The organism is Butyricicoccus sp. OF27-2pH9A, assembly GCF_027693185.1.
GTDB classification, from domain to species: domain Bacteria; phylum Bacillota; class Clostridia; order Oscillospirales; family Butyricicoccaceae; genus Agathobaculum; species Agathobaculum butyriciproducens.
The window spans coordinates 191,316-209,114 of sequence record NZ_JAQEXK010000001.1 but is presented as its reverse complement, the minus strand read 5'-3'; the positions used below and the strand labels follow the sequence as shown (position 1 = coordinate 209,114).

General features: G+C 57.6%; 14 protein-coding genes. All 14 read left to right on the top strand.

Annotated features, from left to right (window positions below; translation table 11 throughout):
• Positions 1-201: 201 nt before the first annotated feature.
• The 14 genes from PG722_RS01005 to rnc all read left to right on the top strand — a co-directional run bounded on the left by PG722_RS01005 (position 202) and on the right by rnc (position 17,469).
• Positions 202-1,674, top strand: a complete 1,473-nt coding sequence (locus tag PG722_RS01005; protein WP_270579396.1) for a sensor histidine kinase — start codon at positions 202-204, stop codon at positions 1,672-1,674.
• A complete protein-coding gene (locus PG722_RS01000) occupies positions 1,668-2,393 on the top strand; it encodes a response regulator transcription factor (RefSeq protein ID WP_270579394.1) in 726 nt (241 codons plus the stop codon). The genes PG722_RS01005 and PG722_RS01000 overlap by 7 nt, the downstream gene beginning before the upstream one ends.
• Before the next feature lie 181 nt (positions 2,394-2,574).
• Positions 2,575-3,576 carry a TRAP transporter substrate-binding protein DctP gene (gene dctP / locus PG722_RS00995; RefSeq protein WP_118480359.1) on the top strand — a complete coding sequence of 334 codons (1,002 nt, stop codon included), beginning with the start codon at positions 2,575-2,577 and terminating at the stop codon, positions 3,574-3,576.
• A 91-nt stretch (positions 3,577-3,667) separates the two neighbouring features.
• The gene (locus PG722_RS00990) at positions 3,668-4,819 is read left to right on the top strand and encodes a TRAP transporter substrate-binding protein (protein ID WP_118729921.1); all 1,152 of its coding nucleotides are present in this window, start codon (positions 3,668-3,670) and stop codon (positions 4,817-4,819) included.
• Between the two features lie 62 nt (positions 4,820-4,881).
• Entirely contained in the window at positions 4,882-5,424 is a 543-nt protein-coding gene (locus tag PG722_RS00985; protein ID WP_270579393.1) for a TRAP transporter small permease subunit, read from the top strand.
• Complete coding sequence (locus PG722_RS00980) at positions 5,421-6,794, top strand: TRAP transporter large permease (protein WP_270579392.1); 1,374 nt, start codon at positions 5,421-5,423, stop codon at positions 6,792-6,794. The genes PG722_RS00985 and PG722_RS00980 overlap by 4 nt, the downstream gene beginning before the upstream one ends.
• 749 nt (positions 6,795-7,543) lie before the next feature.
• Positions 7,544-8,914: a TrkH family potassium uptake protein gene (locus PG722_RS00975; protein ID WP_270579390.1), complete on the top strand. Its 1,371-nt coding sequence runs from the start codon at positions 7,544-7,546 to the stop codon at positions 8,912-8,914.
• A gap of 91 nt (positions 8,915-9,005) precedes the next feature.
• The gene (locus PG722_RS00970) at positions 9,006-9,662 is read left to right on the top strand and encodes a potassium channel family protein (protein WP_270579389.1); all 657 of its coding nucleotides are present in this window, start codon (positions 9,006-9,008) and stop codon (positions 9,660-9,662) included.
• Positions 9,659-10,426 carry a TrmH family RNA methyltransferase gene (locus PG722_RS00965; RefSeq protein ID WP_270579388.1) on the top strand — a complete coding sequence of 256 codons (768 nt, stop codon included), beginning with the start codon at positions 9,659-9,661 and terminating at the stop codon, positions 10,424-10,426. The genes PG722_RS00970 and PG722_RS00965 overlap by 4 nt, the downstream gene beginning before the upstream one ends.
• A 13-nt stretch (positions 10,427-10,439) precedes the next feature.
• Positions 10,440-11,687, top strand: a complete 1,248-nt coding sequence (dprA, locus tag PG722_RS00960) for a DNA-processing protein DprA (RefSeq protein WP_270579387.1) — start codon at positions 10,440-10,442, stop codon at positions 11,685-11,687.
• Positions 11,688-11,972: 285 nt separating this feature from the next.
• Positions 11,973-14,459, top strand: coding sequence for a type I DNA topoisomerase (topA, locus tag PG722_RS00955; protein ID WP_188885457.1), 2,487 nt, complete (start codon positions 11,973-11,975; stop codon positions 14,457-14,459).
• Positions 14,456-15,760, top strand: coding sequence for a methylenetetrahydrofolate--tRNA-(uracil(54)-C(5))-methyltransferase (FADH(2)-oxidizing) TrmFO (gene trmFO / locus PG722_RS00950; RefSeq protein WP_270579386.1), 1,305 nt, complete (start codon positions 14,456-14,458; stop codon positions 15,758-15,760). The genes topA and trmFO overlap by 4 nt, the downstream gene beginning before the upstream one ends.
• 1 nt (position 15,761) lies before the next feature.
• Entirely contained in the window at positions 15,762-16,778 is a 1,017-nt protein-coding gene (gene plsX, locus PG722_RS00945) for a phosphate acyltransferase PlsX (RefSeq protein ID WP_117489291.1), read from the top strand.
• A 22-nt stretch (positions 16,779-16,800) separates the two neighbouring features.
• Positions 16,801-17,469 (top strand): ribonuclease III, encoded by a 669-nt coding sequence (gene rnc / locus PG722_RS00940; RefSeq protein WP_118646196.1) that lies wholly within the window; start codon positions 16,801-16,803, stop codon positions 17,467-17,469.
• Positions 17,470-17,799: the final 330 nt, after the last annotated feature.

Here is a 17,799-nt window from a genome sequence, read left to right as displayed (position 1 = left end):
TTCATTTTTATCGAGTTATTCGACAAGGAAGCCGCCGGATCAGACTGAATAGGAAACGCAGGAAGCGTCCGTTAGGGATGCCTTCCTGCGTTTTTCTTTGCACACCGCCGGTGCGGCGGATTTTTTACCTTTTTTGCCCAGAAAAGGTTTACATTGCTTATCAATTGGCTTATGATAAAATCTGACAAAGGAGGTGGGCCTGTGCACAGAGTACGTCAATGGTGGGTGCATCTGTCCATTGTGAACAAGGCGATCGTGCTGAGCTGCGCATTCGTCATTCCCATTCTGCTGGTGGTGGGACTGTTAATGAACGATTTTTACGATTACCGCGAGAAAAGCAATGATATCCTGTCCGAATATGCACGCTGCACGGACTACATGAACGCCATGGAGCAGGAAAATGCGCTTCTGAGCGAGCTGACGCTTGCGGCGCCCGGGTCCGATACGATCGACAAATATGCGGACGCCGTGCAGGACACCGCCTGTGCGTGGGAGCGGCTGCGCAGCGCAGAGACCGACGGCAACACACAGAGCGAGGTGCTCAAGCAGGTCATCGACCGCACGATGAAAAGCTATCGAGTCCGTCAGGAGACGTTCATCGCGCAGCTGCATGGCGGCACATTTGACGCGGTGAACTACGAAGCTCTGCGTACACAGGGCAGCTATCTGACGCAATACACCGACCAGCTGACGGCGGCCTTTCTGATGGAGGGACGCGAGGGTTATCTGGTCCTCGGTCAGCGGGGTACCGCGCAGAACATGGTATTTACCATCGTAGCCGCGATCGGCAGCGTGCTGTTTGCAGGCGCGATGCTGTACTACGCACGCAGCCTGCTGCTGCCGGTGCAGCAGATGAGCCGTGGTGCGCGCCGCGTCGCGGATGGCGAATATGACATTGAGGACTTCAACTTTGCACGCTCGGACGAGATCGGTATGCTCGCTGACTCGTTTAACCACCTCAAGCACCAGATCGCGCGGACGATCCACGCACTGGAAAGCGAAGCGCAGCTGGAAAAATCCCTGCGTCAGCAGGAGAGCGAGGCAGCACGCCTGCGGCAGCTGATCGAGCAGAGCCGCTTTGCGCAGCTGCAGAGCCAGATCAATCCGCATTTTCTGTTCAACACGCTGCAGAGCGTGGCCAATATGGCCGGAATCGAGCAGGCGACCGTCACCGGCGACATGGTGGTGCGGCTGGCGAACTTCTTCCGCTACACGCTCGACCATGACGACAGCGTGGTAACACTCGACCGCGAGCTTGCGCTGCTGCGCGACTACATTTCCCTGCAGGAGCTGCGGTTCGGCGAACGTATTTCGTTCGAGATGGACTGCGACAGCCGCTGTGCGGCCTGTGAACTGCCGAAATTCACACTGCAGCCAATCGTGGAAAACTCCATTGTGCACGGCATGCGCAGCCGCAGTGCGGGCGGCCGCATCCGCATTGTGACACAGCTTGCACCGGAAGGCTGCCGCATCCAGATTACGGACAACGGCGGCGGCTTCTCGCGCAGCAAAATGAAACAGAACACCGCCGAGGGACATCGTTCCATCGGCCTGCAGAATATCGCGGGACGCATTGCGCTGTCCGGCGGCAGCTTCCGCATTGTCAGCTGTCCCGGATTGGGCACGACCGCCCGCATCATACTGCGCATGAAAGGGGAAGAACATATATGTTAAAGGTACTGATCGCGGAGGACGAACCGCTGAGCCTGCAGAATCTGAGCGGACAGATGCGCGATTTGCTTGGCGCAGATGCCCTCATCGAGGGAGTTGCGAACGGACGGGAGGCGGTTGAACGCGCCCGTCAAATTCAGCCGCAGCTGGTGCTGATGGATATTGAAATGCCGGTGATGAACGGCCTTGATGCGGCAGCCATCATTCACAAAGCCATGCCGGAAACGCACATCGTGTTCCTGACTGCCTTCGACCGCTTCGACTACGCCGTAGGCGCCATGCGGGCCGGCGGAACGGATTATCTGGTCAAGCCGTTTGACAGCGCCCAGATTACCGCCTGCCTGCGCAAGCTGAATCTGCTGCCGGAAAGCCGTCCGGCGGTATGCGGGGACAAGCCGGGAAATACGTTCTACACCCAGTTTTCCGTGTGGCTGGAGCATCATTACATGCAGGATGTGTCGCTTGATCAAGCGGCAGAGGCGATGGGCATGAGTGCGTTCTACTTCTCACGCTTTTTTCGCACCTCATACAACCAGACCTTCCTGGAATACCTGACCGCTTACCGTATCGACCGTGCGGTTGAGCTGCTGCAGCAGACAGACATTCCGGTACGGGAAATTGCCGTCCGGGTCGGCTACACGGATGCAAACTACTTCACGAAGGTGTTCAAGCGGCATTTGGGCGTAACGCCTACCGAGTACCGCAATCATAACGCAAACTGAACGAGCTGCGCAGCAGGATTTACGGAATCTATACGAAAATTTATTATTCCTGCCAAAGTGTTTGTGCAAATGTCACAAAAAAGAATGGGAAGATTTTCAGTGCGCTGTGATTTTACCTGTCTACCGCAAGTATTTACGATGTTGCCGGAACTTGTCACCCTATATAATAGGAGATGGAAAGATGAATAAACGCTTTCGGTGTGTGATCGCCGGATGGCTGCTGCTCATGCTCTGTGCATGTACCGGCGGCACGGACGAGCCGCATATCCGCTATTACCGCCTTGCCAGCGGACAGAGCGAAAACTACCTCGCCAATCAGGCGTGTCAGCGCTTCTGCGATCAGGTGCGCAGGGAAACGGACGGCGCGATACAAATTCTGCCGAGCTTTGATAACGAGCTTGGCACCGATGCATCTGCACTTGAGCAGTGCGTGTACGGTGGAATTGATTTTGTACGCACGCCAATCTCGTCTGCCGCGGCGTATGCACCGCAGCTTGCGGCGCTGCAGCTGCCGTACGAGTACACCTCGGACAAGCACCTGTTCCGGGTGCTGGACGGCGCAGTCGGTCAGCAGGTGATGGCCTCGCTCGAGGACAAGGGCCTTACCGGTTTAAGCTATTTTTACGCCGGTTACCGGTGCTTTTTCACGACCGGAAAGGCGATCACCTCACTCGATGATATGAAGGACCTGCGGCTCGGCACCGAGGATTCCTCGCAGATGAAGCAGGTCATTCCGATGTGGGGCGCCGAGGCGGTGACGCTGCCGCCGGATGAGATTGCGCTCGCGCTCCGCACCGACCGGATTGACGGCGCCGAGAGCACGCTGCCTACCTATGTGGACAGCGGCTACTATCAGCTTGCACCGTACTGGACGTACGACCGACATTCCTACAACGCGGATGTGCTGGTCGCGTCCTCGGAAACGTGGGAAACGTTCTCACAGGAGGAGCAGACCATCATTGAGCGGTGCGCCGCTGAGGCGGCTTCGTGGCAGCGCGACCACTGGCAGAGCGCAGAGGTTCGAGCAATGCTGCATGCATCCCGCAGCGGCTGCTACATGGCGCTGCTCGATGAGGAGCAGGCCGAAAAGTTCCGTGCAGCGGTGCAGCCGATTTACGAACACCTTTCCGATGCGCAGAAGGAGGTCGTGCAGGCCGTGCAGGCACTGGCCGACAGCGATTAGCGAGATCCCCTCCTTGCGCATGATCAGTTTGTTCGCAAACGCCCGCAAAACGGCGTTTTCGATAGAGGAAACGAACAAGGAGGCTAAAAAGATGAAAATCAAAAGATTGATGGCAGGTCTGCTTTGCGGTGCAGTCGGTGCGGCAACCCTTGGTTTGTCCGGCTGCGGCAATGCCGCGGACAGCGGCATGATGGATGCGGCAAACGCCAATGCAGTTGCAGGCGGCAGCAGTGATCTGCCGGTCATCACCTGGAAGATGGGTTCCACCTGGGGTGACGGCAACATTCACTTCACCTGTGACGAGCGCTTCTCCGAGCTGGTCAGCCAGCTGACCGACGGACGCTTCACCATCACCAACTATCCGGAAGGCTCGCTTTGTGCGGCAAATCAGCTGTTTGATTATGTCCAGAACGGCACCATTCAGTGCGGCGGTGACTGGGGCGGCTACTGGAGCGGCAAGGATACCGCTTTTGAGCTGCTCTCTACCACGATGGATAACTTCACCGGCATGGACTACTACATCTGGATCACCCAGGGCGGCGGTCTGCAGTGCTATCAGGATATGTACGGCAAGTATAACATGACGTATTTCCCAATCATGATCAATCACGCAGAGTCCGGTATCCGTTCGACCAAGCCGATCACTTCTATCAAGGACATGCAGAGCATGAAGATCCGCCTCGGCGGCGTTATGGCCGGCCGTGCAGCGGAAAAGCTGGGCATCAACATCACCACCGTTGCAGCAAGTGAGCTTTATGAGTCCCTGCAGCGCGGCGTTATCGACGGCGGCGAGTTCTCCACGCCGTGCTCGGATGATTCGCTGAAATTACAAGAGGTTGCCAAGTACTGGTGCTCGCCTGCATGGTATCAGTCCGGCGGCGTCAACGGCGTTATGATCAACAAGGACGCGTGGAACGAGCTTCCCGAGGAGTACCAGAACGCCATCCAGATGGCGGCTGAGATCTGCACCTCCGAGCAGCTGTCCCGCTACCTGTGGATGGATTTCGATTCCACCAAGAAGATGCTCGAGGAGGACGGCTGCATCGTCACCAAGATGAACCAGGACGACTGGAACACCATCCGTGAGACCTGTCGTCAGGTTTACGAAGAAGAAGCTGCGAAGAATGAAAACTTCAACATGGTATACAGCTCTATGCAGGATTACCGTGAACATGCCGATACCTACCGTGCAATGCTCGGTGACTACGGCTGGGGCTTCAACTACGATGAATCCGAAAAGTGACCGACAGAGTGTTCCGTGCTCTCTTTTGAGAGCACGGAGCCTCAGAAGATGAGGTGTAATATATGAAAGTGATCAAACGCATCTGCGATGTGATCGACCTCGTCAATGACTGGATCGGCAGGATTGCTTCCTTCGCCGTTCTTGGCATTCTCGCGGTCATTGTTACCGAAGTCGTGCTGCGCCGTTTGTTCCACAGTCCGCAGATCTGGACGATGGACGTCATCTGCATGACCTTCGGCTGCTACATTATCATGGTCTGCGCCTACGGCTTCCAGAAGAAGGCCTTTGTTGCGGTCGATGTGCTATATGCACGGCTTAAACCGCTTGCGCAGAATATTCTGCACCTGATTACCTATCTGGTGTTCTTTGTTCCGTTCGTATTCGTGCTCGTGCCCGAGAGCTTCGGATTTTTCCTTCGCTCGTATACCACGGGTGAGCGCGGCTACTCGGTATGGGCGCCGCCGGCATGGCCGGTCAAGCTGGCGCTGTTCGTCGGTATGACGCTGCTCGCACTGCAGGGCATTTCTGAGATGCTCAAGTGCGTGCACGGCATCGGTGAAGCCGTTTCCGGCACGGATGATACGAAGGGAGGCGGCGCTGCATGATGGAAATGCTGACCAATCTTGTCACGCAGTCCGGCGTGGGCGCAACACAGCTCAGCGCGATCCTGCTTGGCGTACTGTTCCTTATCATGATCATCGGTCTTGCGGCCGGTCAGGAGCTTGCGTTCGTCCTCGGCGGCGCCGGTGTTATTATCGGTTATCTCGCCTGGGGCGGCCCGGGCATCACCATCGCCATGACCAAGGTGTACGACCAGATGCAAAGCTACTCTATGGTCGCCATTCCGATGTTCGTACTGATGGCAAACTTTTTGACACATTCCAAGGTTGCGGATGGGCTGTTCCTCTCTATCCGCTACCTGCTGGGTCCTCTGAAGGGCGGTCTCGGTCTGGCAGTGATCGTGGTTTCCACCGTGTTCGCTGCCACGACCGGTATCGTCGGCGCATCCGTTGTTACCATGGGCATGCTGTCCGTACCGGTGCTGCTGAAGTGCGGCTATAAGCCGTCTCTCGCGTGCGGCATGGTGTGTGCGGGCGGTTCGCTCGGTATCCTGATCCCGCCGTCCATCATGCTGGTTTCGATGGGCTCCTATGCGAATGTATCGGTCGGCAAGATTTTCTTCGCCGCCATCGTTCCGGGTCTTGTCCTGTCGCTGTTCTACATGGTCTATGTGTTCGTGATCTGCCACATTCACCCGGATTACGGTCCGGCGATGACCACCGAAGAGCTGGCTGCCATGCCGCTGCGTGAGCGCATCACCGGTTCGCTCGTCAACCTGATCCCGCCGGTCATCCTGATCGTCGGCGTGCTCGGTTCTATCTTTACCGGCTGGGCAACTCCGACCGAGGCAGCAGGCGTTGGCGCACTGTTCTCGCTTATTCTCGCAATTTTCTACAAGCAGTTCAGCTTCAAAATGCTGTACGATTCGCTGATCGACACCGCAAAGACCTCTGCGATGGTATTCATCATCCTGTTCGGCGCGTCTGCCTTCACCGGCATATTCATGTCGCTCGATGGTGACCAGCTGATCGCAACCTGGATTTCGAGCGTTGGCATCGGCAAATGGGGCGCGTTCGCAATCATGATGGCGATCGTATTCGTTATGGGCATGTTCCTCGACTGGCTGGGTATCGTTATGATCGTATTCCCGATCTTCCTGCCGATTATGGATATGTTCGGCTTTGACCGCCTGTGGATCGTCGCAGTTACGGCTGTTATGCTGCAGACCTGCTTCATGACGCCGCCGTTCGGCTTCGCACTGTTCTACATCAAGGGCATTGTGCCGCCGTCGGTCAAAATACAGGAAATCTACCGCGGCGTTATCCCGTTCATCCTGATTATCATCGCAGTGGTAATTCTGGTAACGGTATTCCCGCAGATTGTATATTTCCTCCCGAATCTGGTAGCATCTTAATCTTTCTCCTGAGCCTTCCGGCAGCCACCTGTGCCGGAAGGCTCATTTGCTGTAAGGAATAGCAGGCTTTGGGCAAAAAATAACTATTGACTGTGCAGGATATGGTGTTATACTGGATGGGTACGCAAAAAAACGTACTATTTGTTGCCTGTGTTATTTTACAGTTCAATGCGGTTCCCTCTCACCGTGAAAAGGGACATGTGTAGATGCGTTTGAACTGTGGAATAAATCTCTGTCTGCCGGATTGTTGGAGTATTTGCCGGCGGCAGCCCCCTCCGGGCTCTCTGATCTGTTGGAAATCAGAGAGCACTTGCTTATTCTTGCGTGGAAAAATTCCGTAAATCGCTTGACTTATCGAAAAATTTCGGGTATAAGATTATATTGAACAGTCAAAAATTCGATGTTATACTATTATATAATGTATGCCTGTTTGAAGCCTGAACGGTATGGTCAGGCTCGGTTTGTCGAAAAGGTCAATATTCATGCAGCTTCAGCCAATTCGCGCAGCAGCGCGTGTAAAATAGCATTTGCTTTGCAAATGCAAAAAAGTCGGGGCGTGTACCTGACTTTTTTGACTTCTGGAGGGAGAAAGTTTCTGTATTGGAACTTTCGGACGACTTTGGAACGGCTCACGGTCCGTTCCTGCTTGTCAGCGAAATTGTAGTTTCGCCGACAGTCTAAGCCTGAACAGTGCGTTCAGGCTTTCGGTATATATCATACTGCAGCATCGTTAAAGGAGGGGATTTATCGTGCAGACGCAGATTTTTATGGTGCATAAGCGGCATCTGGGACTGCGGGCGCCGACGGTGCTTGCCGTCGGCTTTGCGCTGACGATTCTGGTGGGTGCGCTGGTGCTGATGCTGCCGGTTTCGGCGGCAGACGGACAGATAACGCCGTTTCTCGACGCGCTGTTTACAGCAGCCTCGGCGAGCTGTGTTACCGGACTCGTCACGGTCAGCACGGCAGTGCACTGGTCGGTATTCGGCAAGTGCGTCATCCTGCTGCTGATTCAGATCGGCGGACTCGGCTTTATGTCCGTCGCGGCTATTGCGTCGTTTGTCCTGCGGCGAACGATCACGCTGCACGAGCGCATGGTGATGAGCGCGGGGCTTAATCTGTCGGACGGCGGCGGCATTGTCCGTCTGACACGGCGCGTGCTGTTCGGCACGTTTATCATCGAAGGAGCGGGAGCAATTCTGCTGTCCTGCCGGTTCGTGCCGCATTACGGTTTCCCGAAGGGAATCACAATGGGCGTGTTCCACGCGGTTTCGGCATTCTGCAACGCAGGCTTTGACCTGATGGGCACACCGGACGATCCGTTTCAGTCGCTCATCGGCTGGGCGGAGGATCCGCTCGTGAACATTACGGTGATGGCGCTCATCGTGCTCGGCGGTCTCGGCTTTTTCGTGTGGAGTGACGTGTGGGACAAGCACAGTTTCCGCCGCCTGAGCCTGCACACGAAAATCGTGCTGACGGCCACGGCAGGACTGCTGCTGTTCGGCTTCGGCTGGACGCTGCTGTTCGAGTGGAGCAATCCGGCAACGCTCGGTGCGTTTGATACTCCGCACAAGCTGCTTGCGGCGGCGTTTGAGTCCGTGACCCTGCGCACGGCAGGCTTCAACACCATCGACCTCGGCGCGCTTACCGGCCCGAGTCAGGCGGTGTCGTGCCTGCTCATGTTCATCGGCGGATCGCCCGGCTCAACAGCAGGCGGCATCAAGACCGTGACGGCGGCCGTGCTCGTGCTCACGGCCATCAGCGCCTTCTGCGGACGCACAACGGTTTCGGCGTTCGGCCGGACGATTGCGCCGCGCAGCATCATGAACGCCGTAGCCCTGCTCATGGCAGGCGGCGTGTTCTGTCTGGTCGGCGCCTGTGCGATCGCCGGAATCGAGGACGCACCGTTTCACCAGTGCCTGTTTGAAGCGGTCTCCGCGTTCGGCACGGTCGGTGTGAGCATGGGTCTGACACCGACGTTGGCGGCGGCTTCGCGCGTTATTCTGATCGTGATGATGTATATGGGCCGTGTCGGTGTGCTGACGCTCGGCGTTGCCGTTTTCATGCGCCGCAGAGAGCCGCCAAGGCTCAAATACCCGGACGCAGATGTGTTTATTGGTTGAGGCAGCATTCCGCAATTACATTTTCGGCATTTTGCGTGATGATGCCTTTATGGTGAAGTAGATTAAGCAGTTATCCAAAGGAGAGACAGATATGAAATCCTTTCTGGTGATCGGCATGGGCCGATTCGGTACCGCCGTTGCGCAGGAGTTGACCGAGCTTGGTCAGGAGGTTCTTGCCATCGACGAGAACGTCGAGAGCGTGCAGCGCATCGCGGATGATGTGACGCAGGTCATGCAGGGCGACGCGCAGGACGAAGCCGTGCTGGGGGCCGTCGGCGTGCGCAACTTCGACTGCTGTATTGTTGCGGTAGGTACGGATATGGAGGCGAGCATCCTCATCACAGTCATGCTCAAGGATCTGGGCGCGCAATACATCATTGCCAAAGCGAGAAGCACTGTGCATGCCAAGGTGCTCGAGCGCGTCGGTGCGGACCGTGTTGTCCTGCCGGAGAGCGAAATGGGCTGCAAGCTGGCACAGCGCCTGGCACATACCAACGTGGTGGATTTTATCGGCGTGTCGGACGAATACAGCATTCTGGAGATACACGCGCCGAAAAGCTGGGTCGGCAGATCGCTGGTGCAGCTTGACGTGCGGCAGAAGCATAAAGTGAATGTGCTCGCCGTCCGTCATGGTGAACAGGGTACACTGGATGCAAGTCCTAAGCCGGATAGGGCCATCGAGCCGGATGATCTTCTGTTTATCATGGGCGAAAATAAATTTGTGAGTAGGGTGGTGGAACTGGATTGATTGAGATACAGAGCCGTCAGAATGCCGCGCTCAAGCACCTTGCGCGGCTGGGACGGGAACGAAAATACCGCCGGAGCACGGGGGAAATACTGTGCGAGGGCGAAAAAATGCTGGGAGAAGCACTGCGTTCGGGCGCGAAGCTGAAAACCGTGCTTGTGAGAGACGGCTGGGACAGTCCGCTCGTCAAAGAGGCGGAAGAGCAGGGAGCATCGCTCTATTCTGCACCGGATGCGCTGTTCAAACTCGCAAGCGAGGTGCAAACACCGCAGAATGTCATCTTCTCCTGCTCACAGCCGCAGTGGACGGCGGACGCGCTGGATGGAGCCGGGCAGGTGCTCCTGCTGGACGGCTTACAGGACCCGGGCAACCTTGGCACGATCTTACGCACCGCCGAAGCGTTCGCGCTCGGCGCCGTTGTGTTGTGCGAGGGCTGCGCCGATCCGTTTTCACCCAAGGTCGTGCGCTCGACGATGGGCGCGGTGTTCCGTCTGCCGTGCGTGACGCTGCCGCTTGCGGAGGCCGCCGAACGGCTGCACCGGAACGGTCTGCCGCTGTACGCCACCGCGCTGCATGAGGACAGCGTGCCGCTTTCCTCGGTTTCGCTTTCCAAAGCCGCCGTTATCATCGGCAGTGAGGGAAAGGGCGTGACCGAGCAGGCGCTCCGTCTGTCCGATAAGCGCGTTATCATTCCCATGAAGGGCCGTGCCGAATCGCTCAATGCGGGTGTTGCCGCGGCCATCGTGATCTACGAAATGACAAAATGAGGAGGCGGGCACTATGCCGTCAAGACTCAGCTATGTTTGGCTTTCGCTCAAGCGCGGACTCGGCTCGCGCACAGCCGCCGAGGTACTCGATACCTTCGGCTCTCCGGAGGCGGTGTTCGCTGCCGACCGGCAGGCACTGACAGCTGCGCCGTGTGAGCTGCGCAAGACCCATGTCGATCTGCTGTGCGACAAGGATACGTCCGAAGCCGAGCAGGTCATCCGGTCCTGCACGGAAAAGAATATCCAGATCATTACCATTGGCGACAGCGCTTATCCGGACCGCCTGCGGGCGATCCCGGATCCGCCGACCGTGCTGTATGTGCGCGGACGCTGGCCGGATTTCGACAGCGTTCCCGCCGTAGCCGTTGTCGGCACGCGCAAGGCGACGCCGTATGGCCTGAAAGTCGCCGATCAGATCGGCACAACGCTTGCCCGGACGGGCATGATAACCGTCAGCGGCATGGCGCTCGGCAATGACGGCGCGGCACACCGCGGTGCGCTGAAGGCAGGCGGTCTGACCGTCGCCGTGCTGGCGGGCGGTCCCGATGTGTGTTATCCGCCGCAGCACCGCAGCCTGATGGGCGATATCCTGCTCATGGGGGCTATCATCAGCGAATATCCGCCCGGCACTGAGCCACACGGACGCAATTATCACCAGCGCAACCGCATTATCAGCGGTCTGTCGGTCGCGTCCGTTATCGTGGAGGCGAGCGACTGGCGTTCGGGTGCGCTCATTACCGCGCGTCACGCGCTCGATCAGGGCCGCGATGTGTACGCCGTGCCCGGTCCGATCGACGCACCGCAGTCGCAGTCGTGCAATGAGCTGATCGCCAAGGGCGAGGCTGCGCTGCTGACCAGTCCGACCGTGCTCGTGCGCGAGTACAGCGGCATGATGCCCGAGCAGGCGGTACAGCAGGCGTTTCGGCGTCAGACCGGCGAGTATCCGGAACCGGCTGCCAGAAGTGCTTGGGAGGACATTCGCAGGCGCGAGCAGCAGGCCGAACAGCGCCGCGCCGCTGCCGTAGAAAAGGCGAAGGCCGAACCCAAACAGCCGTCTGCGGCTGCAAAACCGCTGCCGGACGGCTTAAATGAGGATGAAAAGACCATCGTCACGCTCGTGCGGGACGGTGTGAGCACGCCCGAGGAGCTGATCGACCGCTGCGGTCTGGCAGCACCGCGGGTGATGAGCCTTGTCACCATGCTGGAAATGGATGGGATTTTGCGCCGCGAAAAGGGCAGACTTATCCTCGGCACCTGGTGATAAGCAGGAGAGAGAAGAAAAGAAATACACGCATTCCGCACCGTAGGGTGCGCATTCAATAGAATTTCCGCAGGAAATTCATAAAAAGGGGGAGCATGGTCCAGACCACCTTCTCTTGCCGCTACGCGGCAATTCACCTTGTGTATCACCCTTTTTATACAAGTGCGGAGAAAAGTTTCGACGAAGGAGGAACTTTTCGCAGCCTTAGCCATATCCGAACAGAGTTCGGTATGGCCTTTCGATTGCAAGCGTGGTTGCAATCGAAGTAAGTTTTTGGAGGTTTTTATGTCTAAGTTAGTCATCGTGGAGTCCCCGGCCAAGGCAAAGACGATCGGAAAATATCTCGGTTCGGACTATGTCGTCAAGGCTTCGATGGGACATCTGCGCGATCTGCCGAAAAAGAAAATGAGCATCGATATCGAGCACGATTTCCAGCCGGAATATGTGCCGATCGAGGGTAAAGATAAAATCATCAAGGAAATCCGCAGCGAAATCCGCAAGAGCGATTTCGTCTATCTCGCAACTGACCCTGACCGCGAGGGAGAGGCGATTTCGTGGCACATCAAGGAGCTGTTCAAGCTCAAAGACAAAAATTCCCGCCGCGTGACCTTTAACGAGATCACCAAGCAGGCGGTCCGCTCGGGCATCGAGAACCCGCGCGATATTGATATTGATTTGGTAAATGCACAGCAGGCACGCCGTATTCTCGACCGAATCGTTGGCTATCAGCTGTCGCCGTTCCTGTGGCGCAAGGTCAAGCGCGGTCTGTCCGCAGGCCGTGTGCAGAGCGTTGCAACCCGTCTGGTCGTGGATCGTGAGAACGAAATCCGCGCATTCGTGCCGGAGGAATACTGGTCGATCGAGGCGCTGCTGCAAACCGCAGACGGCGGCAAGTTTTCAGCGCGCTACTACGGCGATGCGAACGGCAAGGCCGAGCTGAAAAACGAAGAGCAGGCGATGCATGTTGTCAACGCTGTTACCGGCAAGCCGTTCACCGTCGGCAATATCAAGCGCGGCAAGAAAAAGCGTACCGCCGCACCTCCGTTCATCACCTCGACGCTGCAGCAGGAAGCCAGCCGCAAGCTGAATATGACGCCGCGCCGCACGATGAGCATCGCACAGGAGCTGTACGAAGGTATTGAACTCGGTGAATACGGTCTGACCGGTCTTATCACCTACATGCGTACCGACTCGCTCCGCCTGGCGGACGAGGCCACCGCTGCCGCTGCGGGCTTCATTCGCGGCCGCTACGGCGAGGAATATTATCCGGGCAAGCCGCGTGTGTTCAAGACCAAGGGCAACGCGCAGGACGCGCACGAAGCCATTCGTCCGTCCAACGTGCAGCTGCTGCCGGAAGAAATCCGCAAGTACCTGACGCCCGATCAGTTCAAGCTGTACCGCCTGATCTGGTCGCGTTTTGTGGCCTGCCAGATGGCAGACGCCATTCTCGATACGGTTTCCGCCGATATCGTCTGCGAGGGTCAGGTGTTCCGTGCATCCGGTCATACGGTCGCGTTCCCAGGCTTTACTGCGGTTTACGAGGAGGGCACGGACGACGAGAAAAAGCAGGATTCCGCAGGAAAGCCGCTGCCGCGCTTCGATCAGGGCGACAAGCTGACCGCCGAGAAGATCGAGCCGTCCCAGCACTTTACGCAGCCGCCGGCTCGCTACACCGAGGCATCGCTCATCCGCGCGATGGAGGAACGCGGCATCGGCCGTCCGTCTACCTACGCGCCGACGATTTCCACCATCATTGACCGCGATTACGTCACCAAGGAGAACAAGGCGCTCCGTCCGACACCGCTCGGCGAGGGCGTTACCGGCTTGCTGGTAGACGAGTTCAAGTCGGTTGCCGATTACGAGTTCACCGCCAACATGGAGCATGAGCTGGACGAGGTCGAAGCGGGCAAGCTGAACTATATCCAGCTGCTGCATAACTTCTATGACGGCTTTGAAGCCGCGCTCAAGCAGGCGGAGATCGACCTTGAGGGCAAGCGCATCAAGATTCAGGACGAGGTGACCGACGTTATCTGCGAGAAATGCGGACGCAACATGGTCATCAAGTCCGGCCGGTTCGGCAAGTTCCTTGCGTGCCCCGGTTTCCCGGAGTGCACCAACACCAAGCCCATCACCGAGGACACCGGCGCGGCGTGCCCGGTCTGCGGCGCAAAGGTCGTGAAGAAAAAGTCCGCACGCGGCTATGTGTACTACTCGTGCGACACCTATCCGACCTGCCAGTTTATGACGTGGGACAAGCCGCTCAAGACCAAGTGCCCGAACTGCGATTCCTCGCTGTTCCGCCACACCGACCGCGATTCCAAGGAGGTCACGGACGTTTGTCTGCGTGAGGGCTGCGGCTACAAGGAGCTGGTCAAGGAGGGTCTGTCGCCCGAGGAGACCGAAAAGCGCCGTAAGATGCGCGAAGCGCGTGCCGCCAAGGCTGCGGAACGTGCTGCCGCAAAGGAAGCCGCAGAGAAGAACGGCGAGACCGAGGAAAAGGTCAAGAAGGCAACGAAAAAGGCAACGACTAAAAAATCCACTGCGAAGAAAACCCTGCCGTGGATGACCAAGACCACCAATAAATTCAAAAAGCTGAAGGACGAGGCTGTACAGGAGCTGACTGCCAAGCAGCAGGAGCAGTACGCCAAGGCTCTGGCAAAGTATGAAGCAGAAAAGGCGGCTGAGAAGGCGAAAAAAGCCGCTGAGAAGAAAGCAGCAGCGAAAAAGCCTGCCGCAAAGAAAAAGACCACGGCAAAGGAGAGCGCCGAATGAGTGAAATGGTAACAGTAGTCGGCGCAGGACTGGCCGGCTGTGAGGCTGCATGGCAGCTGGCACAGCGCGGCATCTCCGTGCGCCTGTGTGAGATGAAGCCGGTGCAGCATACGCCGGCGCATCACTCGGACGATTTTGCTGAGCTGGTGTGCTCCAACTCGCTGCGCTCGGACGAGCTGGCGAACGCCGCCGGTCTGCTCAAGGAGGAGCTGCGCCGTCTGGACAGCCTTATCCTCTCCTGTGCGGATGCGCACCGCGTAGAGGCGGGCGGCGCACTGGCGGTTGACCGCGAAGCCTTCGCGGCAGCCGTCACCGAGAAGATCAAAAACCACCCGAATATCGAGGTGGTCTACGGCGAAGTGACCGAGATTCCGGAAGGCCGCGTTGTAGTTGCCTCAGGCCCGCTGACCTCGGATACGCTGTTCGAGGCCATCCACGCCAAGGTCGGCGGTGATTTCCTGCACTTTTACGATGCCGCCGCGCCGATCGTCACGTCTGAGAGCATCGACATGGATTCCGCCTACGAGGCGTCCCGCTACGGCAAGGGCACGGCGGATTACATCAACTGCCCGTTCTCCCGCGAGGAGTACGAGGCATTCTGGAATGCGCTGACCACCGCCGAGGAAGCACCGGTGCACGGCTTCGAGGACTCCAAGGTGTTCGAGGGCTGCATGCCCATCGAGGTTAACGCACGCCGCGGCTTTGATACGCTGCGGTTCGGTATCCTCAAGCCGATCGGCCTGCCGGACCCGAAAACCGGCAAGGATCCGTATGCAGTCCTGCAGCTGCGCCGCGACAACGCAAACGGCACGCTGTACAATCTGGTCGGCTGCCAGACCCACCTCAAGTTCGGTGAGCAGAAGCGCGTGTTCTCCATGATTCCGGCGCTGAAAAACGCCGAGTTCGTGCGCTACGGTGTCATGCACCGCAACACATTTCTGGATTCTCCGCGCCTGCTGGACGCGACTTACGCGCTCAAAGCCGACCCGCGCATCCGCTTTGCGGGCCAGATGACCGGCGTAGAAGGCTATGTGGAGTCCACCGCCTCCGGCTGGGTGGCGGGCGTGGCAACCGCGATGGATGTGCTCGGCAAACCGATGCCGACACTCGACCGTCTGACCGCCACCGGCGCACTGGCGACCTATATTTCCGACCACACGGTGGCGAAATTCCAGCCGATGAACGTAAACTTCGGCATTATCGAGCCGCTCGGCTATAAAATCAAGGGCAAGCGGGAGAAGAATACCAAAATCTCCGAGCGGGCGCTCGAGCAGATCGAAAAACTGAAGGGAGAGCTTTAACATGAGGATCATCGTTGATGCGATGGGCGGCGATAACGCACCCGAATCCGCTGTATGGGGCGGTGCGCTGGCTGCGAAGGAATACGGCGAGGAAGTGCTGCTGGTCGGCAAGCCGGAGGTCGTAGCGAATGTCCTCAAGGAGAAGGGACTTTCCGATGTCAAGGGCATTACCATCATGCCCGCAAACGATCTGGTCGATATGCATGACGATCCCGCAACGGTACTCCGCCGCAAGCCGGATTCGTCCATGGCGGTAGCGTTCAAGCTGCTCAAGGCCGGCGAGGGCGATGCGCTCGTTTCCGCGGGCAACACCGGCGCACTGCTCACCGGCGCAACACTGTACGGCGGCCGCATCAAGGGCATCCGACGCGGTGCACTGGCACCGGTTATGCCATGCGCGAACGGTCAGGTCATGCTGTGCGATGCAGGCGCGAACACCGAATGCACCGCCGAAATGCTGCTCCAGTTCGCGTTCCTCGCTTCGCTGTATGCGGAGAAGATAAACGGTGTTGTCAAGCCGCGTGTCGGCCTTGTTAACAACGGCACGGAGGACACCAAGGGCGACCCGCTCCGCAAGGAGGCTTACGCGCTGCTGAAAAAGGCGGGCGATGAGGGCCGTTTGAACTTTGTCGGCAACGTGGAGGGCAGCATGGTGCCGCTCGGCGCGTGCGATGTTGCCGTCTGCGACGGCTTTACCGGCAATGTGCAGCTCAAGACCATCGAGGGTGTAGCCAAGTTCATGTCGAAGGAGATCAAGGGCGTGTTTATGGCGTCTGTTGGCACCAAGCTCGGCTATCTGCTGTGCAAAAAAGGCATGGACGACTTCCGCGAGGTGTTTAATCAGGACAAGATTGGCGGCGCGCCGTTCCTCGGCATCGCAAAGCCGGTCATCAAGGCGCACGGCTCGTCCAACGAAATTGCGGTGATGAACGCGGTCCGTCAGGCGATTGCGTACACTAAGTCCGGCATGATCGATGCGGTAAAGGAAAACATTCAGTACATGACGGTTTCCGAGTGATCCACAGGAAGAAGGAACAAAAATGCTGAAAATTGACTATAAATTCAAGGATGAAAGCCTGCTCCAGCTGGCGATGACGCATTCGTCCTACGCGAATGAGCATCATGGCACGCACCTGCAGTGCAACGAACGTCTGGAGTTTCTGGGCGATTCTGTGCTGGGCTTTGTCACGGCGGGTTACCTGTTCACACACTATCCCGATCTGCCTGAGGGCGACCTGACCAAGCTGCGCGCGGCAGTTGTCTGCGAGGGCGCACTGGACGAGATCGCGCATGAGATCGGTATCCCGGAAGCCATCCGTCTGGGGCACGGTGAGGAGATGGGCGGCGGACGCAAGCGTGCGTCCATTCTCGCGGATGCGACCGAGGCGTTGCTCGGCGCTATCTTTATGGACGGCGGCATCGAGCCTGCCCGTGCGTTCGTGCTGCGGTTTATCCCGCATAAGGTCGAGGTTGCGCTGGCGGGCGGCGCGTTCAAGGACTACAAGACCATGCTGCAGGAGATCGTGCAGAAGAACAAGCAGGAAACGCTGGAATACCGTCTGGCAGGGCAGTCCGGCCCGGACCATGACAAGCGGTTCAAGATGGAGCTGCTGCTCAATTCCAATGTGTTTGCCGAGGGCATCGGCAAGAGCAAAAAGGAAGCCGAGCAGATGGCGGCTAAGAAGGCCTTGGAAAATATGGGATGCTGACGCTTATCGTCAAACCGCAATAGAGATAAACGGCAAAGAGGTCGAGAAATCGACCTCTTTTGAGGCTGTCGAAAAACTAACGTTTTCCGAGCAGCCTCTCGATCGAAACCACGCTTTCGATCGAATTCCGAAGAAAAAACGCGCCTTGCAGGCACATTTTTTCTTCCCTTGTATAAATTCCGAGATACATGCTCTCGGAATTTATGAATTTGCTCCGCAAATTCTATTTTATGCGTGCTGCCGCACGAAGCAAAAGAGTCGAAATGCAGCTTTTTCGACAGACTGCAAAGAGGTCGAGAAATCGACCTCTTTTTTCTGCGTGACGCAGTT

Excerpts from the sequence above, each read along its gene's own strand:
- PG722_RS01000 (WP_270579394.1), top strand. The coding sequence starts at position 1,668 with ATGTTAAAGGTACTGATCGCGGAGGACGAACCGCTGAGCCTGCAGAAT.
- dctP (WP_118480359.1), top strand. The coding sequence starts at position 2,575 with ATGAATAAACGCTTTCGGTGTGTGATCGCCGGATGGCTGCTGCTCATG.
- PG722_RS00990 (WP_118729921.1), top strand. The coding sequence starts at position 3,668 with ATGAAAATCAAAAGATTGATGGCAGGTCTGCTTTGCGGTGCAGTCGGT.
- PG722_RS00985 (WP_270579393.1), top strand. The coding sequence starts at position 4,882 with ATGAAAGTGATCAAACGCATCTGCGATGTGATCGACCTCGTCAATGAC.
- PG722_RS00980 (WP_270579392.1), top strand. The coding sequence starts at position 5,421 with ATGATGGAAATGCTGACCAATCTTGTCACGCAGTCCGGCGTGGGCGCA.
- PG722_RS00970 (WP_270579389.1), top strand. The coding sequence starts at position 9,006 with ATGAAATCCTTTCTGGTGATCGGCATGGGCCGATTCGGTACCGCCGTT.
- dprA (WP_270579387.1), top strand. The coding sequence starts at position 10,440 with ATGCCGTCAAGACTCAGCTATGTTTGGCTTTCGCTCAAGCGCGGACTC.
- topA (WP_188885457.1), top strand. The coding sequence starts at position 11,973 with ATGTCTAAGTTAGTCATCGTGGAGTCCCCGGCCAAGGCAAAGACGATC.
- trmFO (WP_270579386.1), top strand. The coding sequence starts at position 14,456 with ATGAGTGAAATGGTAACAGTAGTCGGCGCAGGACTGGCCGGCTGTGAG.
- plsX (WP_117489291.1), top strand. The coding sequence starts at position 15,762 with ATGAGGATCATCGTTGATGCGATGGGCGGCGATAACGCACCCGAATCC.
- rnc (WP_118646196.1), top strand. The coding sequence starts at position 16,801 with ATGCTGAAAATTGACTATAAATTCAAGGATGAAAGCCTGCTCCAGCTG.